This window comes from Pedobacter sp. AW31-3R (assembly GCF_052180285.1).
Taxonomy (GTDB): Bacteria; Bacteroidota; Bacteroidia; order Sphingobacteriales; family Sphingobacteriaceae; genus Pedobacter.
The window spans coordinates 4,174,176-4,199,591 of sequence record NZ_CP197475.1; the positions used below are offsets into that span (position 1 = coordinate 4,174,176).

Annotated in this window: 22 protein-coding genes; 7 read left to right on the forward strand and 15 right to left on the reverse strand. The window is 42.5% G+C overall.

The window, feature by feature from the left end; all coding sequences use genetic code 11:
• Positions 1-103 precede the first annotated feature (103 nt).
• On the reverse strand, positions 104-745 hold the full coding sequence (locus ACSBL2_RS17090; protein WP_442587762.1) for a hypothetical protein: 642 nt from the start codon (positions 743-745) through the stop codon (positions 104-106).
• A 109-nt stretch (positions 746-854) separates the two neighbouring features.
• A complete protein-coding gene (locus ACSBL2_RS17095) occupies positions 855-1,418 on the reverse strand; it encodes a hypothetical protein (protein WP_442587763.1) in 564 nt (187 codons plus the stop codon).
• A gap of 286 nt (positions 1,419-1,704) precedes the next feature.
• On the opposite strand from ACSBL2_RS17095, the gene ACSBL2_RS17100 reads away from it, so the two are divergent.
• The 3 genes from ACSBL2_RS17100 (at position 1,705) to ACSBL2_RS17110 (ending at position 5,061) form a co-directional block, all read left to right on the forward strand.
• Positions 1,705-1,938: a helix-turn-helix domain-containing protein gene (locus ACSBL2_RS17100; protein WP_442587764.1), complete on the forward strand. Its 234-nt coding sequence runs from the start codon at positions 1,705-1,707 to the stop codon at positions 1,936-1,938.
• Between the two features lie 19 nt (positions 1,939-1,957).
• Complete coding sequence (locus ACSBL2_RS17105; RefSeq protein WP_442587765.1) at positions 1,958-2,575, forward strand: hypothetical protein; 618 nt, start codon at positions 1,958-1,960, stop codon at positions 2,573-2,575.
• Positions 2,576-2,865: 290 nt separating this feature from the next.
• A complete protein-coding gene (locus ACSBL2_RS17110; RefSeq protein ID WP_442587766.1) occupies positions 2,866-5,061 on the forward strand; it encodes an ATP-binding protein in 2,196 nt (731 codons plus the stop codon).
• A gap of 25 nt (positions 5,062-5,086) precedes the next feature.
• Here the strand turns inward: ACSBL2_RS17110 and ACSBL2_RS17115 are convergent, their stop codons facing one another.
• The gene (locus ACSBL2_RS17115; protein WP_442587767.1) at positions 5,087-6,019 is read right to left on the reverse strand and encodes a 2-dehydropantoate 2-reductase; all 933 of its coding nucleotides are present in this window, start codon (positions 6,017-6,019) and stop codon (positions 5,087-5,089) included.
• A gap of 288 nt (positions 6,020-6,307) precedes the next feature.
• Between ACSBL2_RS17115 and ACSBL2_RS17120 the strand changes: the two genes are divergently transcribed.
• Complete coding sequence (locus ACSBL2_RS17120) at positions 6,308-6,661, forward strand: hypothetical protein (RefSeq protein WP_442587768.1); 354 nt, start codon at positions 6,308-6,310, stop codon at positions 6,659-6,661.
• 34 nt (positions 6,662-6,695) lie between these two features.
• Here ACSBL2_RS17120 and ACSBL2_RS17125 read toward each other — a convergent pair whose 3' ends face one another.
• From ACSBL2_RS17125 to ACSBL2_RS17170, 10 genes are all read right to left on the reverse strand, one after another.
• Entirely contained in the window at positions 6,696-9,638 is a 2,943-nt protein-coding gene (locus ACSBL2_RS17125) for a DNA polymerase III subunit alpha (RefSeq protein ID WP_442587769.1), read from the reverse strand.
• A 3-nt stretch (positions 9,639-9,641) separates the two neighbouring features.
• Positions 9,642-10,799 (reverse strand): DNA polymerase IV, encoded by a 1,158-nt coding sequence (dinB, locus tag ACSBL2_RS17130; RefSeq protein ID WP_442587770.1) that lies wholly within the window; start codon positions 10,797-10,799, stop codon positions 9,642-9,644.
• 105 nt (positions 10,800-10,904) lie between these two features.
• Entirely contained in the window at positions 10,905-11,528 is a 624-nt protein-coding gene (locus tag ACSBL2_RS17135; protein WP_442587771.1) for a hypothetical protein, read from the reverse strand.
• A gap of 117 nt (positions 11,529-11,645) precedes the next feature.
• Positions 11,646-11,825, reverse strand: a complete 180-nt coding sequence (locus ACSBL2_RS17140) for a helix-turn-helix domain-containing protein (protein ID WP_442587772.1) — start codon at positions 11,823-11,825, stop codon at positions 11,646-11,648.
• A 4-nt stretch (positions 11,826-11,829) separates the two neighbouring features.
• On the reverse strand, positions 11,830-13,254 hold the full coding sequence (locus ACSBL2_RS17145) for a hypothetical protein (RefSeq protein ID WP_442587773.1): 1,425 nt from the start codon (positions 13,252-13,254) through the stop codon (positions 11,830-11,832).
• Between the two features lie 237 nt (positions 13,255-13,491).
• A complete protein-coding gene (locus ACSBL2_RS17150; RefSeq protein ID WP_442587774.1) occupies positions 13,492-14,019 on the reverse strand; it encodes a hypothetical protein in 528 nt (175 codons plus the stop codon).
• Positions 14,016-14,579 carry a peptidoglycan-binding protein gene (locus ACSBL2_RS17155; RefSeq protein ID WP_442587775.1) on the reverse strand — a complete coding sequence of 188 codons (564 nt, stop codon included), beginning with the start codon at positions 14,577-14,579 and terminating at the stop codon, positions 14,016-14,018. The genes ACSBL2_RS17150 and ACSBL2_RS17155 overlap by 4 nt, the downstream gene beginning before the upstream one ends.
• Complete coding sequence (locus ACSBL2_RS17160; RefSeq protein ID WP_442587776.1) at positions 14,498-14,890, reverse strand: hypothetical protein; 393 nt, start codon at positions 14,888-14,890, stop codon at positions 14,498-14,500. The genes ACSBL2_RS17155 and ACSBL2_RS17160 overlap by 82 nt, the downstream gene beginning before the upstream one ends.
• Before the next feature lie 96 nt (positions 14,891-14,986).
• Positions 14,987-15,643: a DUF6266 family protein gene (locus ACSBL2_RS17165; protein ID WP_442587777.1), complete on the reverse strand. Its 657-nt coding sequence runs from the start codon at positions 15,641-15,643 to the stop codon at positions 14,987-14,989.
• A 324-nt stretch (positions 15,644-15,967) separates the two neighbouring features.
• Positions 15,968-16,741, reverse strand: a complete 774-nt coding sequence (locus ACSBL2_RS17170; protein ID WP_442587778.1) for a hypothetical protein — start codon at positions 16,739-16,741, stop codon at positions 15,968-15,970.
• Positions 16,742-17,303: 562 nt separating this feature from the next.
• Between ACSBL2_RS17170 and ACSBL2_RS17175 the strand changes: the two genes are divergently transcribed.
• A complete protein-coding gene (locus ACSBL2_RS17175; RefSeq protein ID WP_442587779.1) occupies positions 17,304-17,981 on the forward strand; it encodes a hypothetical protein in 678 nt (225 codons plus the stop codon).
• A gap of 254 nt (positions 17,982-18,235) precedes the next feature.
• Here the strand turns inward: ACSBL2_RS17175 and ACSBL2_RS17180 are convergent, their stop codons facing one another.
• The gene (locus ACSBL2_RS17180; RefSeq protein WP_442587780.1) at positions 18,236-20,614 is read right to left on the reverse strand and encodes a redoxin domain-containing protein; all 2,379 of its coding nucleotides are present in this window, start codon (positions 20,612-20,614) and stop codon (positions 18,236-18,238) included.
• A 255-nt stretch (positions 20,615-20,869) separates the two neighbouring features.
• On the opposite strand from ACSBL2_RS17180, the gene ACSBL2_RS17185 reads away from it, so the two are divergent.
• Complete coding sequence (locus tag ACSBL2_RS17185; protein WP_442587781.1) at positions 20,870-22,807, forward strand: discoidin domain-containing protein; 1,938 nt, start codon at positions 20,870-20,872, stop codon at positions 22,805-22,807.
• Between the two features lie 143 nt (positions 22,808-22,950).
• Here ACSBL2_RS17185 and ACSBL2_RS17190 read toward each other — a convergent pair whose 3' ends face one another.
• Positions 22,951-23,346 (reverse strand): hypothetical protein, encoded by a 396-nt coding sequence (locus ACSBL2_RS17190; protein ID WP_442587782.1) that lies wholly within the window; start codon positions 23,344-23,346, stop codon positions 22,951-22,953.
• A gap of 241 nt (positions 23,347-23,587) precedes the next feature.
• Between ACSBL2_RS17190 and ACSBL2_RS17195 the strand changes: the two genes are divergently transcribed.
• Positions 23,588-25,405: an O-antigen ligase family protein gene (locus ACSBL2_RS17195; RefSeq protein WP_442587783.1), complete on the forward strand. Its 1,818-nt coding sequence runs from the start codon at positions 23,588-23,590 to the stop codon at positions 25,403-25,405.
• Positions 25,406-25,416 lie beyond the last annotated feature (11 nt).

Below are 25,416 nucleotides of genomic sequence, written 5' to 3' on the forward strand. Positions count from 1 at the left end.
AAATGCAGGATTCCGGATAAACGTTTTAGTCACAGCAATTTAGCTTAAAAAACTTTTCCACATGCGCTTATATTGGGCCCGCTAAGTCCATCGCCTGCTGCCATCAGCCCTGCTCAGGTGCATCAGCCACATAATACTGAAAACCTTTACTTTCTATGGAGATCAGCTTCTTATCTCCGGGATGTTCTTCATACTGGCTGAGGACGAACTCAAAATTATTGGGCTCCACCAGGAAAGTAAAGGTATCCTTGATATAGGCCAGGGTTTCGAATGGCAGGCGCGGTTCATCAAAATAGCCATCACGGATCATCACATCAATAGTTTCCAGGATCGTCGTCAGTTCATAGACTTCAGGGTCATTGCCGGCACCATAAAATGGCAGTTCCATATTTTTCGAGACCATATACATCATTTCCACTCCCCCATCCTCCGTATACATGAAACATTCCTGGTGCAGGAAGTTGTCCTGCCATTCCACTTTCATGCTGGCTTTCACCAGGTCATCGGGTTCACCTGCGGAGATCAAACTGAGGTAATCTTTCTGGTCGAGGGCTTTGGCAATATGCTCCAGCACATCAACGGGGTAACACTCCTCATGGAAAGATTCTACTTTTGAGACATAATCATTCGGTTTACCGATCAAAAACGACAAAGTCTCGGCACTGTAGCTTTTCAGTGTTCTTTTATTAAAAACGTTACGGATCACATAAAGATGAGATCTTTTTACTTCTACTATATCGACCATTTAATTAATTGTTAGGCTAATTATCGTACAACATTGCAAATCTAATATTATACCTAACAAATGCAAAAAAAAATATGAGCTTCTCGGGCCGATTTTTTTATCCCCTGTTTCAATACAGTCCCAGGGTGATTTCAATCTGATTATCAGGTATCAGATGGAGCTGGGACAGCTGCTGGGCCATATAGATACCGGTCAGCCGTCCATTTCCTTCTACGGCTACATAGGGGCCAATCTTATCTACCGCCAGGAGGGTAATTCCTTCCAGTTTCACTTCATTTTTTTTCAAGGCCTGATAAATTCCGGAAACCCTTTTATCGAGGTTGGGGAAATGGTGAATATTTCTTGCGGCATCGGCAATCAGGAAACTCCCGTTTGTATTTCTTTCCCAGCCTGGCAATTGCAGGGTATAAATCATATCCAGGTCAGATTTATTGATTTCGAGGATAGCCTTGTGCCATTTGATATATTGGGAAAGTGAATCGACCAGCACCTGCTTCAGTTCCAGCACCAGTTCAATCCCTTCCGATTCCAGGTACCTGCTGCCGGATTGCAGCTTCGCCAGCGTATCTGCCCGGTAAAACTCATATGCGGGATTAAAGAATTCAGAATATACTTCTCCGATCGCCCAGCGCTTGAGTACTTCATGGCGGTCAATTCTTTCGATGATCTTCATTGGCACATATTGGTTTTTCAGTGGTTCCTATGGAAACAAAAAAATAGGCACAGGAATATTTAGTTGCGGCAAGATACATATAAAAGCAAGCTAAATCGTATTAAAAATTAATAAAGAGGCAAATGTCCTTATTTATTAAGCACATATAAACATCGAAACACATACAAAGACCACAACCAGCAGGCAAAACTTAGGTCATCCGGGAGCTGAATGGCCTTAAAAAAAAATTAAAATGTGGTATTATTGCCACTATTTTATTATTTAAAATACCCAACTTTTGGAGTTTATGAAACCTAACCATCAAAAATATTACAGGACGATTGGTGAGAATATCCGGAGGATCAGACTTGAACAGCAATTGTCACAGCAGCGGCTGGCGGACAACTGTGATAAGGTAGACCGGGCAAAGATCAGCGATATTGAAAATGCCAAAGAGGACTTCATGTTCTCTACGCTGCTGGATGTTTGCGATGCATTACATATACAGTTAGCGGAGCTCATTACCGAGCATCCCAAATAACGTTCATAACTGGTTCCCTATGTTTTCCAACACGTTCCTCTTCAACAATGTTTTTGCGATCACGGCAACCTCCCTGCGGTCCAGCCTTCATTCCTTTGCCGGTTCCCTGTTCAGCTACACGGTAGAGAATGAGTTTAAGGACCTCAAAACCCTGGTCAACAGGAAACACCTGGATCCTTCCACACTCGAGCTCATCCAGGATTCCCGGGATGGTCTCACCAGACTATGCTTTGAATACTTCATGGAAGCCAACCTTACGCTGGAAGGCTGGCTGAGCGAGCACCATCTCGACGCCTCGGCACTGGAAGCTTCAGCCATATTGAAAGAGGCCACAAAGGAATTCATTGACACCTTTAGTATCGGGGAATTAAAAAGTGAAAACCTGAGGGACAGCCTGATCAACCTGCAGGAAGCTGCATGGGACCTGATGCAGACCACCTATGCCCTGTGTTTTTTATTCCTCCTGCAGAACCCCATTGTCCTGTTAAGGACAGAAGAAAATGCGGAAGAACAATTCCAGCAACTGATCCAGCACCATAATTCCTATAACAAGCCCCTGATTATCCTGGGGATGGGCCTGGCGGAAATGTTTGTCGACATCGAAGAGACTATCCAGCACCGGCTGCTCAGCAGTTAACCGCCAACACCTGTTCTGTATCCCGGCACCCGTATCTCCTCCTTCAGCACACCGTACCCGGAACTATAATCTCAATATGTTGAACCATACTGTCAATACTTCAAACCACACTGTCAATCTTTTGAACCATACCATCAATATTTTGAAGTATATCCCTCATATTTTCAAACTGAACTCTCAATAATTTCATGGAATTGAAAAAATCTTACTATATATAAATATATTTGGTCAAGTAATTGCGCATACACCAATCTTACCGCATACCCCTACATCTCCTAATAAATTCTGATATGGATAATACTTTTGGTATTGACATTATTCCTGATAATGACGTCCAGCGTATTGAAGCGCTAAAACGATACAAAATTCTTGACACCCCGCCAGAGCATTCCTTCGACAACCTGGCAAAACTGGCGGCACGGATTTTCAAAGTCCCGGTTTCCCTGATTTCCCTTGTCGATGCCGAACAGGTATACTTCAAAGCCAATATCGGGATGGGAAAGGCCACAGGTGCCGCACGTGGGGTAAGCCTATGTTCCCTTGCCGTGCTCAACCCTGAAGTCACGGTATTTGAAAACGCACCTGAGGAGCCATGCCTGCTCAGCAATCCGAATGTGGCGGGGAAATTCGGGCTAAAGTTTTATGCCGGGGCACCCATCACCACTCCCGATGGTTTTCTGATCGGCACCCTTTGTATCATTGACCAAAAGCCGAGAACATTTTCCGGGGAAGACCGGGAAATCCTGAAGAGACTCGCCGGGGTGGTCATGGATGAAATCGAGCTGCGCCTATCTTCCATTGAAGAAGCAGAGAAACTGCAGTTGCATATCGAGGAAATTGCGGCCATCAATGAAGAGTTGCGCACTTCCAATGAAGAACTGGTCCATACAGAGCTCATCCTCCACAACAGCATCAATGCACTATCCCTTAGTGAGGCGAGGGCAAAATATATGATTGCAGATGCACCTGTAGCGATTGGGGTACTGACGGGAACAGCGCTGATTGTTGAATCAGCCAATACAAAAATCCTGGAGCTCTGGGGTAAAACCAATACCGTCATCAATCAACCCCTGCATATCGCGCTTCCTGAACTCGAGGGGCAGCCTTTCCTGGGCATCCTCAAAAATGTCCTCCTCAGCAATACCCCTTTTTTCGGGAATGAGCTCAAGGCCTTCCTGGTACGCAACGGGAGACTGGAGGAGGCCTATTTCAATTTCGTCTACCATCCGGTTAAGGACAGCAGTGGGCAAGCGGCCAGCATCATGATCGTGGCGACCGAAGTCACCGAACAGATCCGTTACCGGCAGGAAATTGAGGATTTAAATCATCAGCTTGCCGCGATCAATGAAGAAATATCCTCCACCAATGAAGAGCTCTTATCCGCCAACCTGGAACTGAAGGCCGTGCAGGAAGACCTGCTTGGCACCAATACCCTTTTGGCAGCCAGTGAAGAGCTGAAGAACATTGCCATTGAACAGGCCAAGCTGGGCATCTGGTACCAGGACACACTGAGTAAGAAAGTTATATTTTCCAATCGCCTGAAGGAATTTTTCGGCTACTACACCGATGAAGAAATGTCCTATGAAGCCACAATTGCCCAGATCAGGGAAGACTACCGGGACAATGTAGTCAGGGAAATGGAACTGGCCATTGCCAATGGAAGATCCTATGACATGGAATATCCGGTGGTTGAATTCAGGAGCAAACAGCTGCGCTGGCTCAGGGCCACCGGCAAGCTCAACCCTGCACTGAACGGAAAGGAAGCTTACTTCTCCGGGACGATGATCGATATTACGGAACAAAAAGAAGACGACCAGCGGAAGAATGATTTCATCAGCATGGTTAGCCATGAGCTCAAGACCCCGCTGACATCCATGAACGGCTACATTCAGATATTGGCACTTAAAGCAGCCAGCAATGCCGACACTTTCGCTGCCAGTGTACTCGAAAGGGCCGGAAAGCAAACAAAAAAGATGACCACCATGATCAATGGTTTCCTCAACATGAAAAGGATGGAAACGGGAAAAATACCCATTTACAAAAGTGTTTTCGACATGGCGGAACTGGTAAGAGAAACCGAGGAAGAAACTATTGCCACCATTTCCAGTCACCGGGTAATTTTTGCTCCTGTAGCGCGCACTTTTCTTGAGGCCGACCGGGATAAAATCGGGCAGGTCATCAATAACCTCATCAGTAATGCCGTCAAATACTCTGCTGAAGGCAGCACCATCCATGTGGCTTGCACAGGCAAGGGCAATACGGTACAGGTCAGCGTAAAAGATGAAGGTATGGGGATCAGCGAACACGACCAGGCCAGGCTTTTTGACCGTTTCTACCGTGTAGAGCGCAAAGAAATGGAAACCATTGCCGGCTTCGGCATTGGCCTCTACCTCTGCGATGAGATCGTCAGGAGGCATGGCGGCAAGATCTGGGTAGAAAGTGTGCTCCAGGCCGGATCAACCTTTCATTTCAACCTGCCTTGTTAATTCCTTTAAACGCTTCAGCAGTACCTCATCCATTGTCCCCGGGAATATGCGGCAGCGAAGTCAATTCCTGCAGCTCCTGGTACAAGGCCTTCGCTGTTGCCATGTCAAATCCTGCGCGTGCTGCGGCAAGGATTGGCCTCTGATACATATATTCCAGTTCCAGAGGTCTGCCATTGTCATAATCCAGTTTCATGCTGGGCAGATAAGGCCTCATCTTTTCGGTAAAGGCAATCATCTCTCCCACCAGGGAATCCGGAAGGGGAACACCGCAGGAAACGGCCCCTTTAACCACCTCCGACATGATCGCCCTGCATCTTTTCAGGTCCTGTGCATCTGCTAAAATCTCTGCAGTCGTTTTATCCAGCACCACGGACAAGCCATTGAGGGCGACATTCCAGATCAGCTTTTTCCAGCGCAGATAGCCCAGGTTTTGGGTGGTGGACCGCACCCCTGCTGCATTCAGCAGACCAGAAAACTCTTCCAGCGCAGCAGCCTCCTGTACGGTATAGCTGCCAAGGTCGAGATTTCCATAATCCTGGTGCACCACAAGGCCGCTGGCCTCCTTTTGTGCGGCAATCTGTGCTACTCCTCCGGCAATACTTAATCCGGGAAACTGAGCGGCGAGATCTTCCTCCATACCCAGTCCATTCTGAATAAGGATCACCACCGTATCTTTCTTGAGTAGCGGAGGAAGGAGATCCTGTAACACCTTCTTGTTCTGTGTAGTTTTCAGGCAAACAAGGATCGTGTCTGCCACTGGCATATCTGCTGTATGCTTAAACGCATTCACCTTTGGCAAAACGACATCCCCATGGACAGCAGAGCGCATGTGCAAACCATTTTCCTTCACATATGCATAATCGCTGCGCAACAAAAAATCAACCTCATGCCCTGCATTTGCCAGCATCATTCCATAATAACTGCCTATCGCACCTGTACCTATCACTGAAACTCTCATATCCTGTATTTGTTTACCGCCTGTTTTACCATCCTTTATCCTATCGGAAGCCGGACTCCTGCTGCAATAATATACATAAGAATCCGCTTATCAGAAACCTGGTATCTTTTTTATGTTGCTGCTTTTATGTTGCTGCGCCATATCAACTGCCAATTCTACCTTCCACACGCTCCCTTTCGATAAATGGCTGCTTCGCTCCATCAATTATCCCCCCTTTCATCAACAACCGCTATAAATTTACCTTCTTCTTTCCTGTAAAATACTTAAATTGAGCAAAAATCCTTTTTTATGGCACTGAACCAAATTCTTCCTAAAGTATTTTATGCAGACATCCAGATCGGACTCCAGTTCTTCATTGAGGGGCTGGGTTTCAGCCTCAACTACCATGACGACAGTCTGTACATTGTTAAACGCGATGACATCACCTTCCTGCTTGTCCATTACAAGGAATTTGAGGGGGAAAAACCGGAGATCCGGATTGCGACCGATGACATTGAAAGTATCTACCAGGAAATCAGGGAAAGGGCACCTGAGATCCTGCACCCCAACCTAAACGTCATCAAAAACCAGCCCTGGGGACTAAAAGAATTTGCGACGCTCGACCCTACGACCACCTGCGTCATTTTCCAGCAGTCGATCTGACAGCAAAGCCAACAGAAAAGTAAATGGGCTTTGCTTAGTCCATTACCGGATTATCTGCGATCGGCAGTTTTGCGAACTTGCTCACCTCGATGCTGGGGAAGCCAAAATCATCCACTACTTTGCCCAGGATCAGGTAACAGCCTGTGCCGCGGAAAGGATATAGCGGGGTCGTATTCGGAAAATGTGTCGTATCAAAGAAATTCCCGTCGGCATCCAGGAAGGTACCGAACCACATCTTCTTGTTATTTTTGGTATGCACTGTTTTCTCGCACACATACAAACCCACCATTTTCACCGTTTGTCCCACATACGCCATCAGGTCATTCGTGCGGATATCCCCGCGGTATGCAGTTTTCAACAGGTCGAACATCGACAGGCTTACCGGAAAGCCCAGCAATTCCAGTTCATGGTAGGCATCCTCCAGCGCAGTATTCAGCAGTTCAGGCAATTCATAATTTTTCGCTTCCACAGCAAACAGCTCTGCCTCATTCACCGCTTTCTTCTTAGCGGCCAGCAGCATATGCACCTCCCACAACAACGTCTTCTTGCTCTTCTTCGTAAAGCGCATTGCCCCTACGCGGATCAGGATCACGGCCTGTTCCAGTCCAATAGACGTGCGCTTCAGAAAATCCTCCAGGCCAAGAAAAACACCGGCAGTCCTGCGTTCCCGGGGAATCAGTTCCATCAGCTTCTGTTCCAGCCCTTCCACGCCCACCAGCCCCAGGTAGGCATGCCTTCCTGAGATCGACACCACGGCCGTACTGTGGTTTACGCAAGGCAGATGCAGGACCGCCCCGGCTTTACGCAGCTCATGTACATACAGCCAGCGTTTATAAAAACCACCATAATTATTCAGCACGGCCACCATAAACTCCATGGGATAATACGTCTTTAAAAAAAGGCTCTGATAGCTTTCCACGGCAAAACTCGCTGAATGTGCCTTTGAAAAGCTATAGCCTGCAAAGCTCGACACCTGCCGCCACACTTCATTGGTCACCTCAGCGGGGCGTCCAAGCCTAGCGGCGCCCTCATGGAATTTCTCCACCAGCTTATCAAACTCTATCCTGGAGCGGTATTTCCCGCTCATCCCCCGCCTTAAAATATCCGCATCCGATCCATCCATCCCTGCATAATGGATACAGATTTTAATCACATCCTCCTGGTACACCATCACCCCATAGGTCTCCTTCAGCTGTTCTTCCATCACCGGATGCAGGTATTTCACTGTTGCCGGGGCATGGTAATGCTGGATATAGGCCTTCATCATTCCCGATTGTGCCACTCCGGGCCTGATAATCGAACTGGCGGCAACCAGGGTCAGGTAGTTGTCACATTGCAGCTTGGTCAGCAATTGGCGCATTGCCGGGGATTCGATGTAAAAACAGCCGATCGTATCTCCCGATTTCAGCCGTTCGTTCAGGGTGGGATTCTCCATGAAAGCCTTCACCTGGTGGATATCCAGCCGTTCCTGCCGGTTTTCCTCCACCAGTTTAACTGCTTCCTTGATATGGCCTATCCCCCGCTGGGAAAGGATATCATACTTATCGTAGCCAATCAGCTCCGCCTCGTACATGTCCCACTGCACCGTAGCCATGGCTTTTGGCGGCAGGTCCAGTGCCGTATAATAGGTCAGGGGTTCTTCGGAGATCAGCACTCCGCCGGCATGGATACTCCGCTGGTTCGGCATATCCCCCATGATCTCATAAATCGCCAGGATCTTCTTGAAAGTCAGGTTATCCCTGTTGAATACCGACCTTGTCGGATCCGTAAACCCATCGATCTCCGACTTGGGCAAGCCCATCACTTTACCGATCTCGCGGATCACCGACCTATCCTTGAAGGTCGACATCGTTCCCAGTAAGGCGGTATGCCGGCTGCCATAACGCTTAAAGATATAATCCTGCACATCCTCGCGCTGGTCCCATGAATAATCAATATCAAAATCCGGGGGACTGCTCCGTTGTTCATTCAGGAAACGTTCAAAATACAGGTCCAGTTCAATCGGGTCGACATCCGTAATCCGTAGGCAATAGGCCACGGTACTATTCGCGCCTGATCCGCGGCCCACATGGTAATACCCCTGTCCCATTGAATACCTGATGATATCCCAGGTAATCAGGAAATAGGCGGCAAAATCCATGGCAAAGATCACCTTCAACTCCTCCTTCACTTTTTTCAGCGCCTTGCTGTTCTTTTCCCCGTAGCGGTACACCATCCCTTCCATCGCCAGCTTCGTCAGCAGGGCCTGGTCGTCCGTTTTATGGCCTGTAAACGTCCTGCGGTTCAGTTTCATCTTCCCTTCGGGATAATCCATTTCGCAAAGGTTCATCAGGTTCCGTGTATTGTCCAGCATAAAACTGTATTTCGAAAACTTCTCCTCCAGTTCGCCGGGGTCCAGAAACTTATCCGTCTCCCTGCATTTATCTTCCGGTGCCACCTTGGTCAGCAATTCGTTCAGGTCAATTCCCCTCAGGTACTCATGCAAGCGGTATTCCAGCCGGTCCGCAACAACCACCGGCTGCAAAGCCAGCAGCCGGGGTTTCAGCTCCTTCAGGTCGGCCCCAAAAAGCGTATGCAGCTGGTCAAAGCGGACCCCGATAAAATGGCCGTTTTTCAGCTCCCCTGTATACCCATAGGGATAAACAAAAAAGGCATCCGGCAATTCCGGGGCTTCATCGGGCAGTTCCTTCTGCTCCAGGTTATGGAAAGTCAGGAATTCATTCAGCTGCCTGATGCCCTCCCTGTTTTTGGCGATGCCGATATAGGACAGGCGGTTATGCTTCCGGAACTCGATCCCTCCGATGGGTTTCAGGCCCTTTTTCCGGCACCAGCGCATCAACTCCATCAGCCCTGTGGAATTGTTGATATCGGTCAGCACCAGCTGGTTGATCCCGCGTGCCATGGCCTCATCCACCAATTTCTCAATAGACATCGTGCCGTAGCGGAGGCTGTAATGGGAATGGACATTCAGGTACATCGCTTAAATATCTATGTCCATCATTGAAGCCCTGGTCACCGCTGCCTGTCCGAAGCGGAGGCGGATTTTATCGAGTGCCTGCACCAGCGCATACTGCTCATTCGATTCACTGTACAGGTCGATCTGCTCAAAACCCGAAACCAGATTAGAGAAACGTACCCCGATCAGGCGCAGCAGCATCCTTTTCTGGTACACCTGGCGGAACAGTTCCTTTGCTTTTTCGATCAGTACGCTATCCAGTGAAGTATAGGGGATCGTCACCTGTTTGGTCACATCCTCAAAATTGGAATAGCGGATCGTCACGGTAATGCAGGCCGTCAGTTTCTTTTTCTGCCGCAGCTGGTAGGCGATATCGATCACCATGGAAGCAAGGAGGTTATTGATCAGGGTGACGTCTATCGTATCCGCCTTAAAGGTACACTGGGTGCCAATCGACTTTTGCTCCGTAAAGGGGACCACTGGAGAATGGTCAATTCCTTTCGCTTTTTCCAGCAGGGACAGGCCATTTTTTCCCAACAGGTTCTGCATCTGGTTGGGATGGATCTGTGTCAGTGTCACTATTTTTTTGATGCCCATATCGCTGAGCCTGATAAAGGTCTTTTCTCCCAGTCCGGGGATTTTCCTGATCGACAAAGGGTTCAGGAAAGGCTGCACCTCCTCCATCCTGACATTCTTTTCCCCTGCGGGTTTACATTCATTGGTCGCCATTTTGGCCACCGTCTTGTTTACCGACAGGCCGAAAGAAATGGGCAGGTGGAGTTCATGGATAATCTTCTGCCGGATCTCCTGGGCATACTGCATGCAGCCGTAAAAGCGGTCCATCCCTGTCATGTCGATATAATGCTCATCGATACTCGCTTTTTCGAAGAGGGGGACTTTCTCGCGGATGATCTCGGTAATTTCCAGGGAGGCTTTGGAGTAGGTATCCATATTGCCTTTGATAAATATGGCATGCGGACACAATTGCCTGGCGAGCTTGGAGGGCATGGCGGAATGCACGCCGTATTTCCTTGCTTCATAGCTGCAGGATGCGACCACCCCCCTTTCAGAAGTTCCGCCAATGATGACTGCCTTTCCCGCCAAAGCAGGATCCTTACGGACTTCGACCGACACGAAGAAGGCATCCTGATCCATGTGGATGATGTGCTTATCGCTTTGCATAATTTGAAGGTTTAACCCCACAAAGTTATACTAATATTTTTAGTAAATCGTTATAGCGATATTCTTTTTTTAGTATTTATACTAAAATGTTCAGTATAAATACATTCAGGGTTCAGTCAGTTGCTGCTGAACCCTTTCCAGTTTTCTCGTAATGGCCGAAAGACGGGTGGATACATCATGTTGATGACCTCCCTCAAAGAGATAAGCATGCGGCATATAGATATACCATTCCCAGTACACTTCATCGGTTTCCATAGTGATCTTACCCGTTTCCAGGAAAGCATACATTGCCGAGTACAGCCCTCTCAGGCTGTACAAATATAACATCATGTCATTTAAGGTGACTGCATAACCAGTATCTTCCCCGCCCGTCTCCTCCCGGGTAAAAATGGTATAGGTATAAAAAATCTCATGCACAGTTGCGGTATATTCGGTCGACTCCAATAGCTTCTCCAGATGGATATGATATGTTTTACATATCCAGGATAAGAGGGCATAAATTTTTTTGCTGAACTTCCTGAGCAATTGAGAAGCCTCATCATCCAGTTCTTCCACCAATTTGGCCATCTCCTGTGTTGGCTCAAAGGAATCAAATTTTCCTTTCAGCTGATCATACTCCCCTTCCAGGGCAATCCGAAAGATCAGACTGATCATTCCCATGCCCGATAAAGCCAATACTGCGGCTACGATGGGCGTAACATCTTCTGTCTTAAATTTTACTATTTTCATTGGTAAATATTGTTTTTTAAAGGATATGAAGCTATCATCAGCATTCTCAGTTGCTGTTTTTCAGCGGTAGGCTCATGATGGTTTCATTGGTAAATATTGTTTTTTAAAGCTAATTTGCTATTCACCCAGCCGGCGGAGCAAACTGGCCACATCTTCCCGGTGATAATAATAGCCTGCACCCACCTTATTTTTCGGGAGCAAGCCTATCTTTCTCCATCGCGAAATGGTTCGCAGGCTTTTGTGGAACATATGGGCTAAATCATTTGAGTCGTAAACCTCTCTTTTGAGTTCTTTCATCTCCCTATCCTTCCACTTTTAAGTCCATCACCTCATGAATGAATTCGTTCAGGTGCAGGAGATCTTCCATCAGGTGGATACCATCCAGATAAGCGGCAATGCTAATGACCAGGGCATTCCCGGAATGCTTTACCACAAAGATGTGTTTTGCCCTGAGCATCTCCTCAATCCCCTCCGGCAGGCATCCATTTTTAAGTTCCAGGTAAAAGAAAAAACCTGCTTCCTGCTGCAACCGCCTCTGCTTCCATAATTGAGAAGAAGTAAGCACCCCCATAGCCAGTTTCCTGTTCGATCTCAACTGTTTTTGCACCTTCAGCTCATAGAGCATTAACAGGCGGCTTTGCAGCAGTTGGTGCACGGAATATAAATCTCTCAGGTTCACCAGGGGGCCAACAGTTTTGAACAGGTTCTTCAGTTTATTCATTAACCCGGTTCTGGCCACAACGATATTCAGTTCCATCAATACCGGGTGTGCGTGCGACAATGGCCTTATATACACCGTATTCCTGCTGCATGCCTGAGCATGCTTCATTAAAGGATGATGTTCATTTGCATGAAAAGCGGCATCCCTGTCATCTTCTATCAGCGTAAAACGGAATTTCCCCTGAAACTCCATCAAACGGTCAATCCTTTCCATCGTCATCGTTTGCCTATAGGGAACACTGGATCTGCTCCGTAAATAGACAGTCCCAACCATCTTTTCGGTCAACAGTGCTTCCAGTCGCTCCATATCAATCCCATCGGGATCTGATGTGATCACCATCACTTTAAATCCGGAGGCCTTCACCACATCTATGATGGCGGAGGGTGTAGTATCGGCTACGACAAACACTTTTCTTGGATTAAGCATCGCAATGCAGATGTGATGAATGAGTTGGGTATAACTCTGGGAATAATACAACTCATTTCCCTGATAGGTTGTACAAAGGGCATTGTTGACCAGCATCACCAAGGCGTTCTCCAAGTGGGGAAGCATTGTTTCGAACTTCGTTTCATCCGGCAGCGCATAATCTTTAAACCTTTTACTGAGCTGGATTTCCAGACCTTTCACTAAGCGGTCTGTCGGAGGAACGCTATTTTTGTCAAAGCGCTTCTCCCTGGGACGATACATAATTTTAGGGATTTCCGGGGTTTGCTCAGCAGCAGTTGTTTTTTTGCCCACAACATGGCTACCATGGCCTTTTCTGGTCCCTATGACCCGGTATTCATTCTTCAGGATATGCCAGGCCAATTCTATAGTCGCTCTGCTGCATAGGGTGCCCAGGTGTTCGGATATTGCTCTGTTGGTTGGTAATGTCGTGCCCGGCAGCAATATCCTCTTCCGGATAGCACGATTGATCTGTTTTGCGATGATCCGGGCAACCGATTGCTTGCTGCAATCTGCCGGAATTTCGACATCTAAGATTCGTACCCATAATGGAGATAACATACTCAATAAATTTTTATAACGCAAATTTATTAACAGAATTACAGTTTACACACAGCTAAAATAGAAAATAACTTTCCAAACAATCCTTTACTACAGTTTCCAGAATCCGAATTGATGAAAGCATTCCACCTATTTAAAGAACAAGACTCAAAAAATCGGTCTCTACACCCCCGCTAAGCATGATCAGAAAGATGAACACGATGGGTATGGAGAAGAGAAGGAGGAGAAAATCAGGCGCTAATCAAATCCACACTTTGACGTAAAATCCTTTCTTTTATATAAAAATAAAACCGTTACGGCCAGGATCATCAGGACAAGAATACCCAGGGCATAAGCCGGTTTACGCTGGACAGCCTTCTCCACCTGCCTGGATTTTGTTTGAAGCTGCTGACTTGCGGTAGCAGTCACCGACGTCTGCTGAGCTGATGATGTACTCCTGAGCGCTTTGTGACGGGTAGATTTCTGGAAGTCACCGTTCAGCTTAACGCTATCGGCCTCCCCTTCAAAGCCTTTTCCTTCGCTTAGGCTAAATCTGCCTTTCGGCCAGATCAGGAGATGGAAGCTGCCGGCCGCCGAATCACTGTCCTTCTCCATCTGTATCATTTGCTCCCGGTTCGCTGTTTCCGTTTTTGATTGCTTTTCAATTTTCAACAGGGAATCCTGCGTCATCGCCTCCTTTGATTTGTTCATTTGTCTGAAAGCACCGCAACTGTACAAAGCCAGGCCCATCAGTGCAAAGAATTGTATCCCATATTTTCGTTTCATTTTTTCAGCTCCTTTCCTTTTACCCAATCCGCTATACGGTAAATGGTTCTGATATGCCGTCTTTTTTCGTAAACGCCATCTCCTTCCCTGCTTCCGCTGCTATTGGTATTCCCTTCCAGACTAATGATCCAGTCGCCATCCAACTTTTTAATCAGCCCCACATGTGCAATCCGCTGATGGGTAGAAAAATAGACCCCAAAAACATTACCGGGGTTAGCCTCTTTTGTCACTCGTGTGGCGGGGAAAAGCGCGGGCGACCAACCCGTACGCGGTGCTTTGAATCCTGCCCGGGCATACACCCAGCTCACAAAAGCAGCGCACCATGGCTGTCCTTTTTTGAGTTTGACACAAGCGAGATAAGCCTCCACCCTTATCCCATCATTATTGCCTGTAAGTTCCCTCACGCCCAATTCCCGCGTAGCGATAGCCAACAATTCATTTCGCTGCGAAACCAACTGTTGCTGATGCCATCGTTTTTCTAACAAATTGCGATCAGGCAGCCCAGTGCTGCCAATAAAAGCAAAGCAAAGGAGGCATAAAAGAAGATTAATTGTTGCCATAGCGGTAGATATTTAAATTTTGACACCATTAGTTCAAGTGAAGGGAGCTGCAGGATCATCCAGAACCGCTGCAAGAGCCACCAGCACAAGGCGCAGACCATAAGGAAACTGATCAGACTGATTAAGATCACCAGCCAGATGCCCTGGTCAACGCCACCTGCTGTTTTATCTATGCCGTTCAGCAGCAGCGGCATATAGAACCACAAGATCATTAAGGAAACGAAGAGCACTATTGGTGAGGAATACCACGAAACTGGAGACACCTGCAGCTGATCCTCCTCAGCATTGGGGTTAAAATATTTTATATTCATGATTTCTGATTTTTATTGTTGTCATTCTGTTTTGTAGGGTAAGAAGCCATAGCGGAGGCGCCCCCGCTATGGCTTCTTCATACGGACTTAAAGCATTTAAGCAATCAGCTTAAAGCTGCCCAGGTAAACATCCCTGAAGGCTCTCTTATGATCTGCTGATATAAATACCAGCCAGGCATGCACATTGCCGCCCAGAAACAGTTTGGGATAGGTGATCTGGCATTGACCGTCTTCCCTCTTTGCCACAGCCATTCTGGTGTAAAAGATTCCCTCAGCTTCTGAATAGGCAACGACTGCAGCCTGGTCTGTACCCATCATGTTACCCGCCACCATGTCTGCTTCTTCTGGTACGTCCCAGCTCAGGTCTACCAGACGAGTAGCGGATGGAACAATACTGACATTGGTTACCGTATTCAGCTTTACACTTGTCAGCCTCACTTTACTGTAATTGAGACTAAAATCGGGCGACACCCCGGTGATCGCATTATCCAGGTGGTAGCGCACTGCCCTGTTCATCGCTGAAGTCGACTTTTCTTTCGATTGGTAGCCGAGTTCCACGATGTTTGCGATGGTCGGCAAAAATTCGGTAACGATTTTGAATCTGCTTCGCTGGTCCACCTGCGACTGTACAGCCGGCTTAGAGGATTTTTTTGGTTTTGTTTTCATCACTTCCTGGTCGCGATAGGTACACAATACCACCGGACCAACTTTACCTGAAACACTTCCCAGTATTCCATTACTAACGATTCCCATTTTTCTAAAATTTTAAATAAATAATTCTGTGAATTCAACGTGGCTACTACCGGTAGGTTAAAAACGTTGAGTCAAACTTACGGTAAGAACTGACGATTGCAGCTCATTCAGCTCCGCGTGTCCACATTTGTCCGTTCATGTCCACATTTGTCCTGTTTGAACTAACTGTTTAGTTGATTTTTTTCAGAAAAAACTCCTTCCGTACTACCGCCCAGGAATTGTCCTGGAGGCTGTAAAAAAAACATAAAAAAACCGCATCGATTTCGAATGCGGTTCATGGTTGTCTCTAACCTTTATGATGGTATTGGCGCCTGCATGATGAAATTAAAAACACAGATCCATCTCCTGCCATAGGATTTTTTTGCTTTCCATATACACTCCTTGAATCATCCGGGCAGCAAGAATCCCTCCTACGTTCAGTCCGGGATCCGCTACTTGTTTTTTTCTGTTAAAGTATTCCATACTTGCCGCTATAATGTACAGGCAATCATTGGGCACATCAAAGCTAAAAGACAGCCCGTTCAGGTCCTCATTTTCATTAAGCACCATCCTAGAATGTCGTATCGTTTTTTGGCTGATCAGCCCTTTGTTTAACCTCATCAGTATCATGCTGAACGTAAGTTCACAGGAAGTCACCCCCCTGGAAAATTTGAGCGTGCGTGGAATTTCACGTTCATCGAAGCCAAGGGTAAGCACTCCATCATTCACCTGCAATGTCAGTTCTCCGGGTAAGCGGTCTGCCAATCGCCGCTCCCCATTGAAATCAAAGCCTGTCAGTCCATGGAAACTGTCTTTCATCAGCCGGTACTCATTGACTAGCTGATCACGGCATTGGATCAGCAATAGATTGAGCGTTGCACTAAGCCGGGAAGGTACAGAGCCATCACCTGCTATTTGAGTTTCCAGGTTTAAGGCACTCCTGATCCAGCCACTTAACGCACTTGCAAGTCCAAAGGTTGTTGAAGCCTGTTTGGTTGCCATCGTTTGTTTAACTGTACCTGGTGCTTTCTTTGCAAGCACCTGTTGCGTGTTTCCTCTTTTTTTAAGGACCGTTGGTCCAATAACTCCGCGAAGGAATTTCCCATCAAATTTAGCCATAACTGATTTGCATTTATTTTTGGATCAAAGTTATAACCGGCATCCAGGAAATCTACCCGCGGCTGCAAAAATGGATTAAAATAACAGCCATTGTCTGCTCCTGCGTCTCAGCAGACCAGCAACAAACAATTGATCAACTGTCGCCAACCATTGGGGAACCGTTCGCTCCGCCTGCGTGTCAACTGCGACTTGACTGCGACTTTTGAGGGGGTAAAAAACACTAGTGATTTTTACACGGACTTTTCTCGGAAATAATACGCTACTGAGTCGCAGCCTAACCGAGGACGTAGCGGGCAGTTCCCGCAGACATCACGGAACATCCGGGAGCTGATCATTCCCTTTTCATCCTGTTCCCTTATTTCAGGGAAAGCCTGGCAAAAACGGATTACAAAATTGACTAAGGAATTAGTTCAAACAGGACAAACGTGGACATGAACGGACAAATGTGGACACGTCCGTCAGAATCTTTGGATTTTTTTGATTTGCACCCTACATTCGGTTCATGAATCGGCTAAAACGGTAGCAAACCAATTGAAACATTTGTTAATCTAAAACAATTAAGATGAAGAAACCTTCCAGAAAAGATCCGTTTGATTTGAATTTAACTTTCAGAGGACTAGGGAACCTGGTTACTGAGCTATACGACAATATTTACGAGTATGCTTATGTTTTCACTTTCAAAAGATCGATGAAGATGTATCGTGAAGAGTTTTATGATGCCTATGAAGTTCCGATAGACGATCTGAGTTTTTTTAATAACACAGGCGATCCGTATGTAGAGCACTGTATGCTGGTGTTCGAACTGCTGGCAAAATACAAAATCCGGTTGCGGGAAATTTTCGGTCTTGATGAACTGTGCGACCTTGAAGATGAGCGTGTCATACACGAAGCAAAAAGGTATGCTCCATATATGTTGCTCTATAAACATTCAAAAAGTTACAAGCGCCTGAAGCTGTATTATGAACGGCAACTGAGCGAGTGTTGCCTTTGTTTTTTCACCTATGCCTGTATGTTGACGGCACAACGTTACCAGATCCCGCGACAGTTGATGAAACCATATGATTCTCCGGACGGGAGCTGGAAGAGGCTACTTAATGATGAAGATTATCAGGTAGCATTGCTGATTGATTTGATCAGTGACCTGAAAAAATGCCTGGCAGACCTGCGGGATATCATGAATAAACAAATGGCAAAAACCATTGCCAGGCGGAAGAAAAAACCCATCACAGCCGGGGTTTAAGATATATCTTCCGAGAAGAATCTCTCTGCTGGCCATTCAGGGAGAAATAGGCCCTGACTGTTCATATGAATAGTTCAGGGTCTTTTTTTACATGATCAATAAGGAGGTTACTGCTTCATCAAGCACAGTTCAGGAATTAAATTAATAACAAGAAACGCTGAAATCATAAGTTTATCAAATAATTTTCATGTCCATCCCTATCTTGTCACAGTGGTTTTCACGTTCCAAATCAATTTCCCCCCACATTCTTTAAATTAGATTCCCCAAGCAAGATACTTTTCCACAATGGCCCTATAGTCCTGACTATAGGGTATGACAACAAAAACGCCTATAGGGAGAATGAGAACCTTTTTAGGATAGCTGCTCACATGATATTTTTTTTGCACCCGTTCGTCGGACATCAAAACGTCAAAAGAATACTTATTATTTAACATAAATTTCGAAACATATTCTTTTTTGTCAAAACAAGCAATTGTTTTGACCAACAATTCACTACTCTTATTCTGATTATGAAGATTTTCAATATACTGGATCTCATTGATACAAGCTTTGCACCAAGTCCCCCAGAAGTCGATAAATATATGCTTATTGGCATACTTCGTATTACTAAACTCCTTTCCATACCTGTCATATAAAACAAAATCAGAAGCTTTTGGAAGCTTTTCTTTCAATGACTTTCGGAAATACATCTTAAAATCTTCTCCAGGATAGATTTGATTATATTTATTTTGCAGATCTACATATCTTTCTGGTTCTAATATAACCATGTCCAGGAGCTTATCTAATACTTTGTCAGCAGTATTCTTATCAGCAACATCATTTTCAACAAACAACTTATTATAATCAATGTATGGCAGGAAATAATATTCATTTTCTATCGAGCCATTATCAGCAAGTAAATCTTGCTGATCTTGCATATATTCACTTGCCAGTTGCAGAAATCCAGGATTTGCGGGAAATAAAGAATTCTTCCTAAAATAAGCATCTGACAAATACTTACGTAAATAAATCCTCTGATCACGCAAATGGTTATTGAAGAAAAAGTCGCCATAAATGGCTTTTGCTTTTTCTGTGGCAAGATCACTTAAACTACTTTTAAGCATTTCGATAGTATAGTCGATATAAATATTCTTAACAGAATCGGGTCTGTTTTGCAGGGTTAACTCATCGAAAATCAATAACCTGTAGCGTCCATAATGACTAAAGACACCATTATCTTTTTTTTCCAGGATAGCTTCTGGATCGGAATCAACAGGAGTTAGTTTTAGAACAACATACGATCTTAAAGAGCCTAAGATTTCTGTTAGCTGCGGTATTTTAAATGCCTCCATTTTTTCAAGTAGCAAATGTGCTGCCCTTAATGTATCAGTATCCTTAGAATTGAAGACCGATTTTGCAATTTCTGAATGTATAAATTCGGCTAATAAATGAGTATTATCGATATAATAACCATTACCCCTGAATTTATTAAAAAAAAGTTTTACACTTTTTAAAAATTTTTCCCTGTTGCCAAGATGATATTCACATTTAGATTTTTCAATAACTTGATAGCCTTCTATGAGGCTGTCGACAGGAATTTCCGCAATAAGATCCAGATAAGCCTTATAATCCAGAAATTGAAGAATACCCAATTTTAGGGCCTTATATTTAAAAGTCTGCCGCCGTAATGTGTTATCCAGAGAATCAAGCTTAGTGTAGATGATCTTGTCTATTCCAGGCATTCCCCTTTTTGAGTAGTGAAACGCTTTTAAATCTTCCAGCCCCCTCATCGCTGTGTTAACAGATGAATAATAGTTTTCCAGATCAAGGCAGGTATTTACAGTAGAAAATAAAGAGGATCCAATATTGAATTTGTCGCCCTTATTTATCTTTAACAAGATCTTCAACACTGTTTGATTATTAAACTTCTTATCAGGAATCACTACCCCTCTGCATGTTGAATCCAAAGTATAAGATTCTAAAAGTTTGTTACCTGAATTTATATTTCCCCGCACAAAGACGCTGATTGTATCGAGCGATTCCAAACCAACTTTCTTCCATGTTCCATTCTCATTCGCATACGATACCTGCATGCCAGTTTTTGTGTATTTTTTTTCCCCCTTCAAAACAGAGGGCTTTTTGAATAGTACTTCGGCAGTTCTTTTGAAATATTGGGCAGTAAAAATGGAATTTATCAATAACGTATGCTGCTGATTTATATCAGATAGATCTAATGACTTTGCAACTTCGAGGATTCGATTTCTTATAGCATCAACTCCTTCAACTTTAATAAAATTTCCATCACGGTCAATAATAAGTTTGAACGACATTTCGCTTAAAACTTTATTAGCAATAGCTTCTATGTCTCTTTCCTGTTTTTCATAGGAAAATTTAGAATCAAAAATCCTCTTTTTTAATGAAACATTATTAATCAATCTTGGATGGTTAACTTTCAGAATAACAGTTGTATCAGAGATCTTTAATACTTCAAAAATGATATCAGAATAATTTACCATGCTTTGATCATTAAAATCCAATGATCTTTGAATAGATAGATACTCATAATTAATTTTCTGTCCAACAGTTAAATCCAAATGTTGCCCATTAACAAAAAAAGACTGAAGCAGTATAATGAATAGAAATATATTTCTCATAAAAAACATTAGTAAACAATGTAAGCTTTCGATAGTATAATTTAGAATCATCCATCTGTATATCATAAATTTTACACATACTTATTCCACCATAATTTATGTTCTTAGTACATAAAATATTTAGAACAAGCTATTTTTAAAAAATTTAATTAAAATTCAGTAAATAAACAAATAACATTATATTGTAATATATTTCATAATAAAAGAAATGCACTACGTAAGAAACATATTTAAACCATTTATTTCAGGTAAAAAATGAAATATAGCATACAATTGTTTTTGTCAGTTGCGATATTGGGCCTGTTATCTACATGTTCTAATTTTAATAAAAACAGTGATAATAAAGGATTATCACATGATGATCAAAATAGATTAGATTTATTAACTCAGAGGATCAACAAAGATTTTTTATTAAAAAATGATACAATTCTAAGATCATCTCAGTTTGTACTTGAAGCTATCAGATACAAAAGTTATATGGTTAGCAGTAAACAAAGTCAATCTCTGGATTTTATTAATAAATATATATCAAATGATTCACTTCTCATTTCAAAAATTGATTCACTGAATCAAAATGCAATTCCAAGCTCAAAAGACATTCTAGATTTACATGAAATAAACGCAAAAGAAATAGAAGAAGATATACTTTTTGCCTATAAGAATTTACAAAAAACAAAATGGAAGAAAAGAATATCATTTGATACCTATTGTAATTATATTCTTCCCTATAAATTAAACAATACTTTTCCTGATCCAAGCTGGAGAAAATTTTTCCTGAATACATATATGCAAAGTACGGATAGTTCTATTTATAAACTAAATCTCGAAGAAGCAGTAGCCACGGTACATCACTGGATTTATAAGAAAAAAAAGGATTTCAAGATTCTGCCATGGTTAGGTTTGCACAATTTACCTCCAATTGTTTCTTACCAGATAAATATTGGTTCCTGTGAAGATCTTACAGTTCTGGGAACGGCCATATTCAGATCATTGAGCATACCAGCAAGTATAGATTTCACACCACGTTATTTAAATAAAAATGCGGGACATGAGTGGAATGCGATTATTCTGGAAAACTCTACATTCATTCCCTTTGACATTACCTCTGCGGTATTATACAGACATAAATTACCTGATGATCTATTGTCAAAAGTTTACAGAAAAACTTTCACATATAACAAAAATAGCCATTTTGCTATCGCAGGATTTCAGGAGCATCTACCGGGATGGTTAAATGATCCATATATAACAGATGTTACACACTTATATTCAGAAACATCCGATATAACCATTGAACAGGAAAAACATGAAATTTCAAAAAATAATATTGCATATCTATCAGTTTTTGATGCAGGCAACTGGATACCTGTAGCATGGGCTTTACAAGGTCAGAGAAAAGCAAAATTCGAAAACGTTGCAAGAGGAGGTGTTTATCTACCAATAATATTCAGCAATAGCAAATTTATAGCTATTGATGATCCCTTGATTTTAGATAACAAAGGAATGAGCTCTAAACTTAAAGCCAACCTGAATTCCCTTGAAACTGTTGAAATAAAACGCAAGTATCCACTTAATAAAATGAAGGAAATCTTTCTTCAGAGAATGGTAGGCGGATCTTTTGAAGGGTCAAACACCGCTGACTTCGCAAAATCCACAAAATTACATGAGATTAAAACTACTCCTGGTGAACATTACGAAAAAGTTTTTTTGAAAAATACTGACAAATTTAGATTTATAAGATATCTCTCTCCAGTTTCTTCCTATGGTAATATTGCTGAATTCAAGTGTTATAATCAGAGTTCGGATCGGGTAAAAGGAAAAGCGATTGGATCTGAGGGGTCATTAGATCCCTATACAGGAAAAGAGGCCGCATTGGACAACAATCCACATACATTTTTCTATAGCAATGAGCCTGATTCTAATTGGGTTGGAATGGATTTCGGAACTTCACAAAACATATCCATGATTGAATTTTTACCCCGCAATGATATGAATAGCATACAAATAGGTCAACAATATGAATTATTTTTTTGGAACAATGAATGGAAATCACTAGGTAAGAAAACAGCCAGCTCCAATACTTTAATCTATAAAAATGTTCCAAAGAACTCATTATTATGGATTAAATGCTACGATGAAGGTGTGGAAGAGCGCATATTTACCTTTAAAGGAGGTAAACAAATTTGGTGGTAAAATAAATCCATAATAGGATTTATTCCAAAATCAGTCTTAACTATATCGCTGCGATAACAAGATCAGATCTCAATGCAAGCAAGAGCACTCCATTAACTGAAGGAATTCGGAATCAAAAGATACAATAATCCGATTTTAGGCATTTACAATTCATTCATCTTAAATAATTTTTGCGTTTTATCAGTAAAAAACAGTTCTACCTGTGAAACATTTTTATTCAGCTTTTTTGAATATCCAAATGTAGTTCTGCAGATCATTTTTGTATACCGACGATCACCATCCGTATATAAGTTAAAATTTCTTCTTGTAGGCTCATTATCCGATGGATATTCACCTGTAAGTAACAAAAAACAGTTTACCTCTTCCTCTCCATTTCTATATTTCAAATAAAAATTCTTTTCTCCAAATTGAAAGAAAATCAAAGCAGATTTTGAATTCTTATTTTCTTCAGATACAAAAACCTGACAAGCGGGGAATTCCTGTGCACTTACAAAGTAAGCGACAAAGTTCAGTACAAAGAATAAAAATATAGTTTTCATAATGCATTTTCTTAAATAGATTCATTTAAATTACATAAATTTACGATAATCAAATGACTGTATTGCAGTTTATTATAAAATTATTTTTCAGTAATAAAACTCAAATCAAACATAGAAGTTATGTGCCCATCAAAAATTAAGGTTCTGTTAGTTTATTTAAGGTTTAATTATCCATAATACAATCAATCACGATGGATGATATCACCACATCAGTTCTTTTGGTTCATAACACTTATTAAATATGAAAGCAGGGACTTTAAGCGCGATCTTATTTTTTCTTTTACTTGCCTCTTTACCTTACGACATTGAATTACCTAATGGAATAATTGTGGCAAAACAAATAGCGTTAATAATCATAACAGGATTAATCTGCGTAATCGCATCTTTTGCAATAGAAAAAAACTCATTTAAACCCACAATCACTTTAACAGACATTTTAATAGGTTTATACTTATTAGTAATGCCATTTTTGGGGGGGCTGAATGATTCCATTTTTAGAATTGAAACCATACAAAGTATTTGTTTCGGATTTATTTATTTTTCAATCAGAATAGTTCTCCAAAATATACACCACGGTGAACAGATCAAAATAACTAACTACTTCATAATAACTTCACTTGTTATACATCAGATCGCTGCAATCTTACAACAACTAAATTTAATACGTTCACTTCATGTTGAATTTAATTTTACTGGATTTTTCTTCAATCCTGGTCCTTATGGAATATATATTGCATCACTCCTCGCCTACGTTGTAATTTTTTACGGCCACTTATTCTGGACATTCAGCATCAAAAAACGTCTAGGCCTTTTACTTGTAACTTTCACAGGCACGTTGCTTATTTTAGCCTCACAGTCAAGATCCGCTTGGATTGGAATTTCCATCAGTCTTTTAATTTTTCTTTTCAAATCAAGATCAAATGAAATCAAATGGTTTGTAAAGAAGAATGTTCTTTTAGTTTCTATACTTTGTTTAGCGGCATGCATTTTAATTTATTACATTTATGAATTAAAAAGCAAATCTGCACTAGGCAGGCTGTTAACTTGGAAGGCAACTTCTGATGTGATTAAAGAAAACTGGCTGACTGGAGTTGGATCCGGAAATTTTGCAACTCATTATAATAACAAACAAATTGACTTTTTTCTAAACCACCCTCCCCCCAATAATCGTTACAGTTCAATAGCAGGAGATGTAAGGTATGCCTTTAATGACCTGATGCAAATATTTGCCGAGAGTGGGGTTTTCGGGTTGTTGCTATTCCTAATGATCATTAGCATGACTGTATTAAATTCAAGGAAAGTACATTTATCCACGCTCTTACCATCAAGAACATGGAATTCAGCATTAATTGCTGCAATTATGGTAATCTTATTTGCGGGATTAACTTCCTACCCATTGTCTGTTACGCCTGTTAGCCTATTATTCTGGATTCTGATTGCCTTATTAATCAGTGACAATAGTAAATTACTCCCGGACAGTCATTTAAAAAAAACAATCAGAATTTCAAGTAAGAAAATTCTACTTGGATTCCTCATTATAGCCGGATCATTGTTTGTTTATAAGGGAACTGGTATTTTAAATAGTTTCGCCAAATGGCATACCTATAATGACCTGCCCGACAACAGGAAAAAACTCGATTTGTTCATCAAAATCAGCCCACAACTCGACAACAATCCAGACTTTCTTCTTTCTTTAGGAATTCTATTTTATAAAACAGGCGATTATAAAACAGCTATAAAAACACTGAATCAAGCCGCTGATTTGTCTCCGGCCGCAGAGATAAAGTATGCACTTGGAAAGTGTTACGAAGAGATCGGAGAATACAAAATTGCAGAATTAGAATATAAAAAAGTAATGCTTGCAATCCCGAGCCTACTAAAACCTATATATATGTTAGCAAAATTAAATTACAAAATAGGTAATGAAACTGAATTTTTAATTTTTGCAAATTCTGCTCTAAGGCACATTCCTAAAGTTCAATCTTACGAAACTGAAGCTATGAAAGTGGAATTATACATAATGTTAAGTGACCTTAAGAAAAAAAATAAAACAAAATAACTTATGTATTA

Bases quoted from the DNA above. Each gene is read 5' to 3' on its own strand.
- ACSBL2_RS17155 (WP_442587775.1), bottom strand. From the start codon at position 14,579: ATGGCAACAATTAATCTTCTTTTATGCCTCCTTTGCTTTGCTTTTATT.
- ACSBL2_RS17160 (WP_442587776.1), bottom strand. From the start codon at position 14,890: ATGAATATAAAATATTTTAACCCCAATGCTGAGGAGGATCAGCTGCAG.
- ACSBL2_RS17145 (WP_442587773.1), bottom strand. From the start codon at position 13,254: ATGTTATCTCCATTATGGGTACGAATCTTAGATGTCGAAATTCCGGCA.
- ACSBL2_RS17140 (WP_442587772.1), bottom strand. From the start codon at position 11,825: ATGAAAGAACTCAAAAGAGAGGTTTACGACTCAAATGATTTAGCCCAT.
- ACSBL2_RS17115 (WP_442587767.1), bottom strand. From the start codon at position 6,019: ATGAGAGTTTCAGTGATAGGTACAGGTGCGATAGGCAGTTATTATGGA.
- ACSBL2_RS17095 (WP_442587763.1), bottom strand. From the start codon at position 1,418: ATGAAGATCATCGAAAGAATTGACCGCCATGAAGTACTCAAGCGCTGG.
- ACSBL2_RS17105 (WP_442587765.1), top strand. From the start codon at position 1,958: ATGTTTTCCAACACGTTCCTCTTCAACAATGTTTTTGCGATCACGGCA.
- ACSBL2_RS17120 (WP_442587768.1), top strand. From the start codon at position 6,308: ATGGCACTGAACCAAATTCTTCCTAAAGTATTTTATGCAGACATCCAG.
- ACSBL2_RS17110 (WP_442587766.1), top strand. From the start codon at position 2,866: ATGGATAATACTTTTGGTATTGACATTATTCCTGATAATGACGTCCAG.
- ACSBL2_RS17150 (WP_442587774.1), bottom strand. From the start codon at position 14,019: ATGAAACGAAAATATGGGATACAATTCTTTGCACTGATGGGCCTGGCT.
- ACSBL2_RS17180 (WP_442587780.1), bottom strand. From the start codon at position 20,614: ATGAGAAATATATTTCTATTCATTATACTGCTTCAGTCTTTTTTTGTT.
- ACSBL2_RS17195 (WP_442587783.1), top strand. From the start codon at position 23,588: ATGAAAGCAGGGACTTTAAGCGCGATCTTATTTTTTCTTTTACTTGCC.
- ACSBL2_RS17185 (WP_442587781.1), top strand. From the start codon at position 20,870: ATGAAATATAGCATACAATTGTTTTTGTCAGTTGCGATATTGGGCCTG.
- ACSBL2_RS17125 (WP_442587769.1), bottom strand. From the start codon at position 9,638: ATGTACCTGAATGTCCATTCCCATTACAGCCTCCGCTACGGCACGATG.
- ACSBL2_RS17135 (WP_442587771.1), bottom strand. From the start codon at position 11,528: ATGAAAATAGTAAAATTTAAGACAGAAGATGTTACGCCCATCGTAGCC.
- ACSBL2_RS17090 (WP_442587762.1), bottom strand. From the start codon at position 745: ATGGTCGATATAGTAGAAGTAAAAAGATCTCATCTTTATGTGATCCGT.
- ACSBL2_RS17175 (WP_442587779.1), top strand. From the start codon at position 17,304: ATGAAGAAACCTTCCAGAAAAGATCCGTTTGATTTGAATTTAACTTTC.
- ACSBL2_RS17100 (WP_442587764.1), top strand. From the start codon at position 1,705: ATGAAACCTAACCATCAAAAATATTACAGGACGATTGGTGAGAATATC.
- dinB (WP_442587770.1), bottom strand. From the start codon at position 10,799: ATGCAAAGCGATAAGCACATCATCCACATGGATCAGGATGCCTTCTTC.
- ACSBL2_RS17170 (WP_442587778.1), bottom strand. From the start codon at position 16,741: ATGGCTAAATTTGATGGGAAATTCCTTCGCGGAGTTATTGGACCAACG.
- ACSBL2_RS17165 (WP_442587777.1), bottom strand. From the start codon at position 15,643: ATGGGAATCGTTAGTAATGGAATACTGGGAAGTGTTTCAGGTAAAGTT.
- ACSBL2_RS17190 (WP_442587782.1), bottom strand. From the start codon at position 23,346: ATGAAAACTATATTTTTATTCTTTGTACTGAACTTTGTCGCTTACTTT.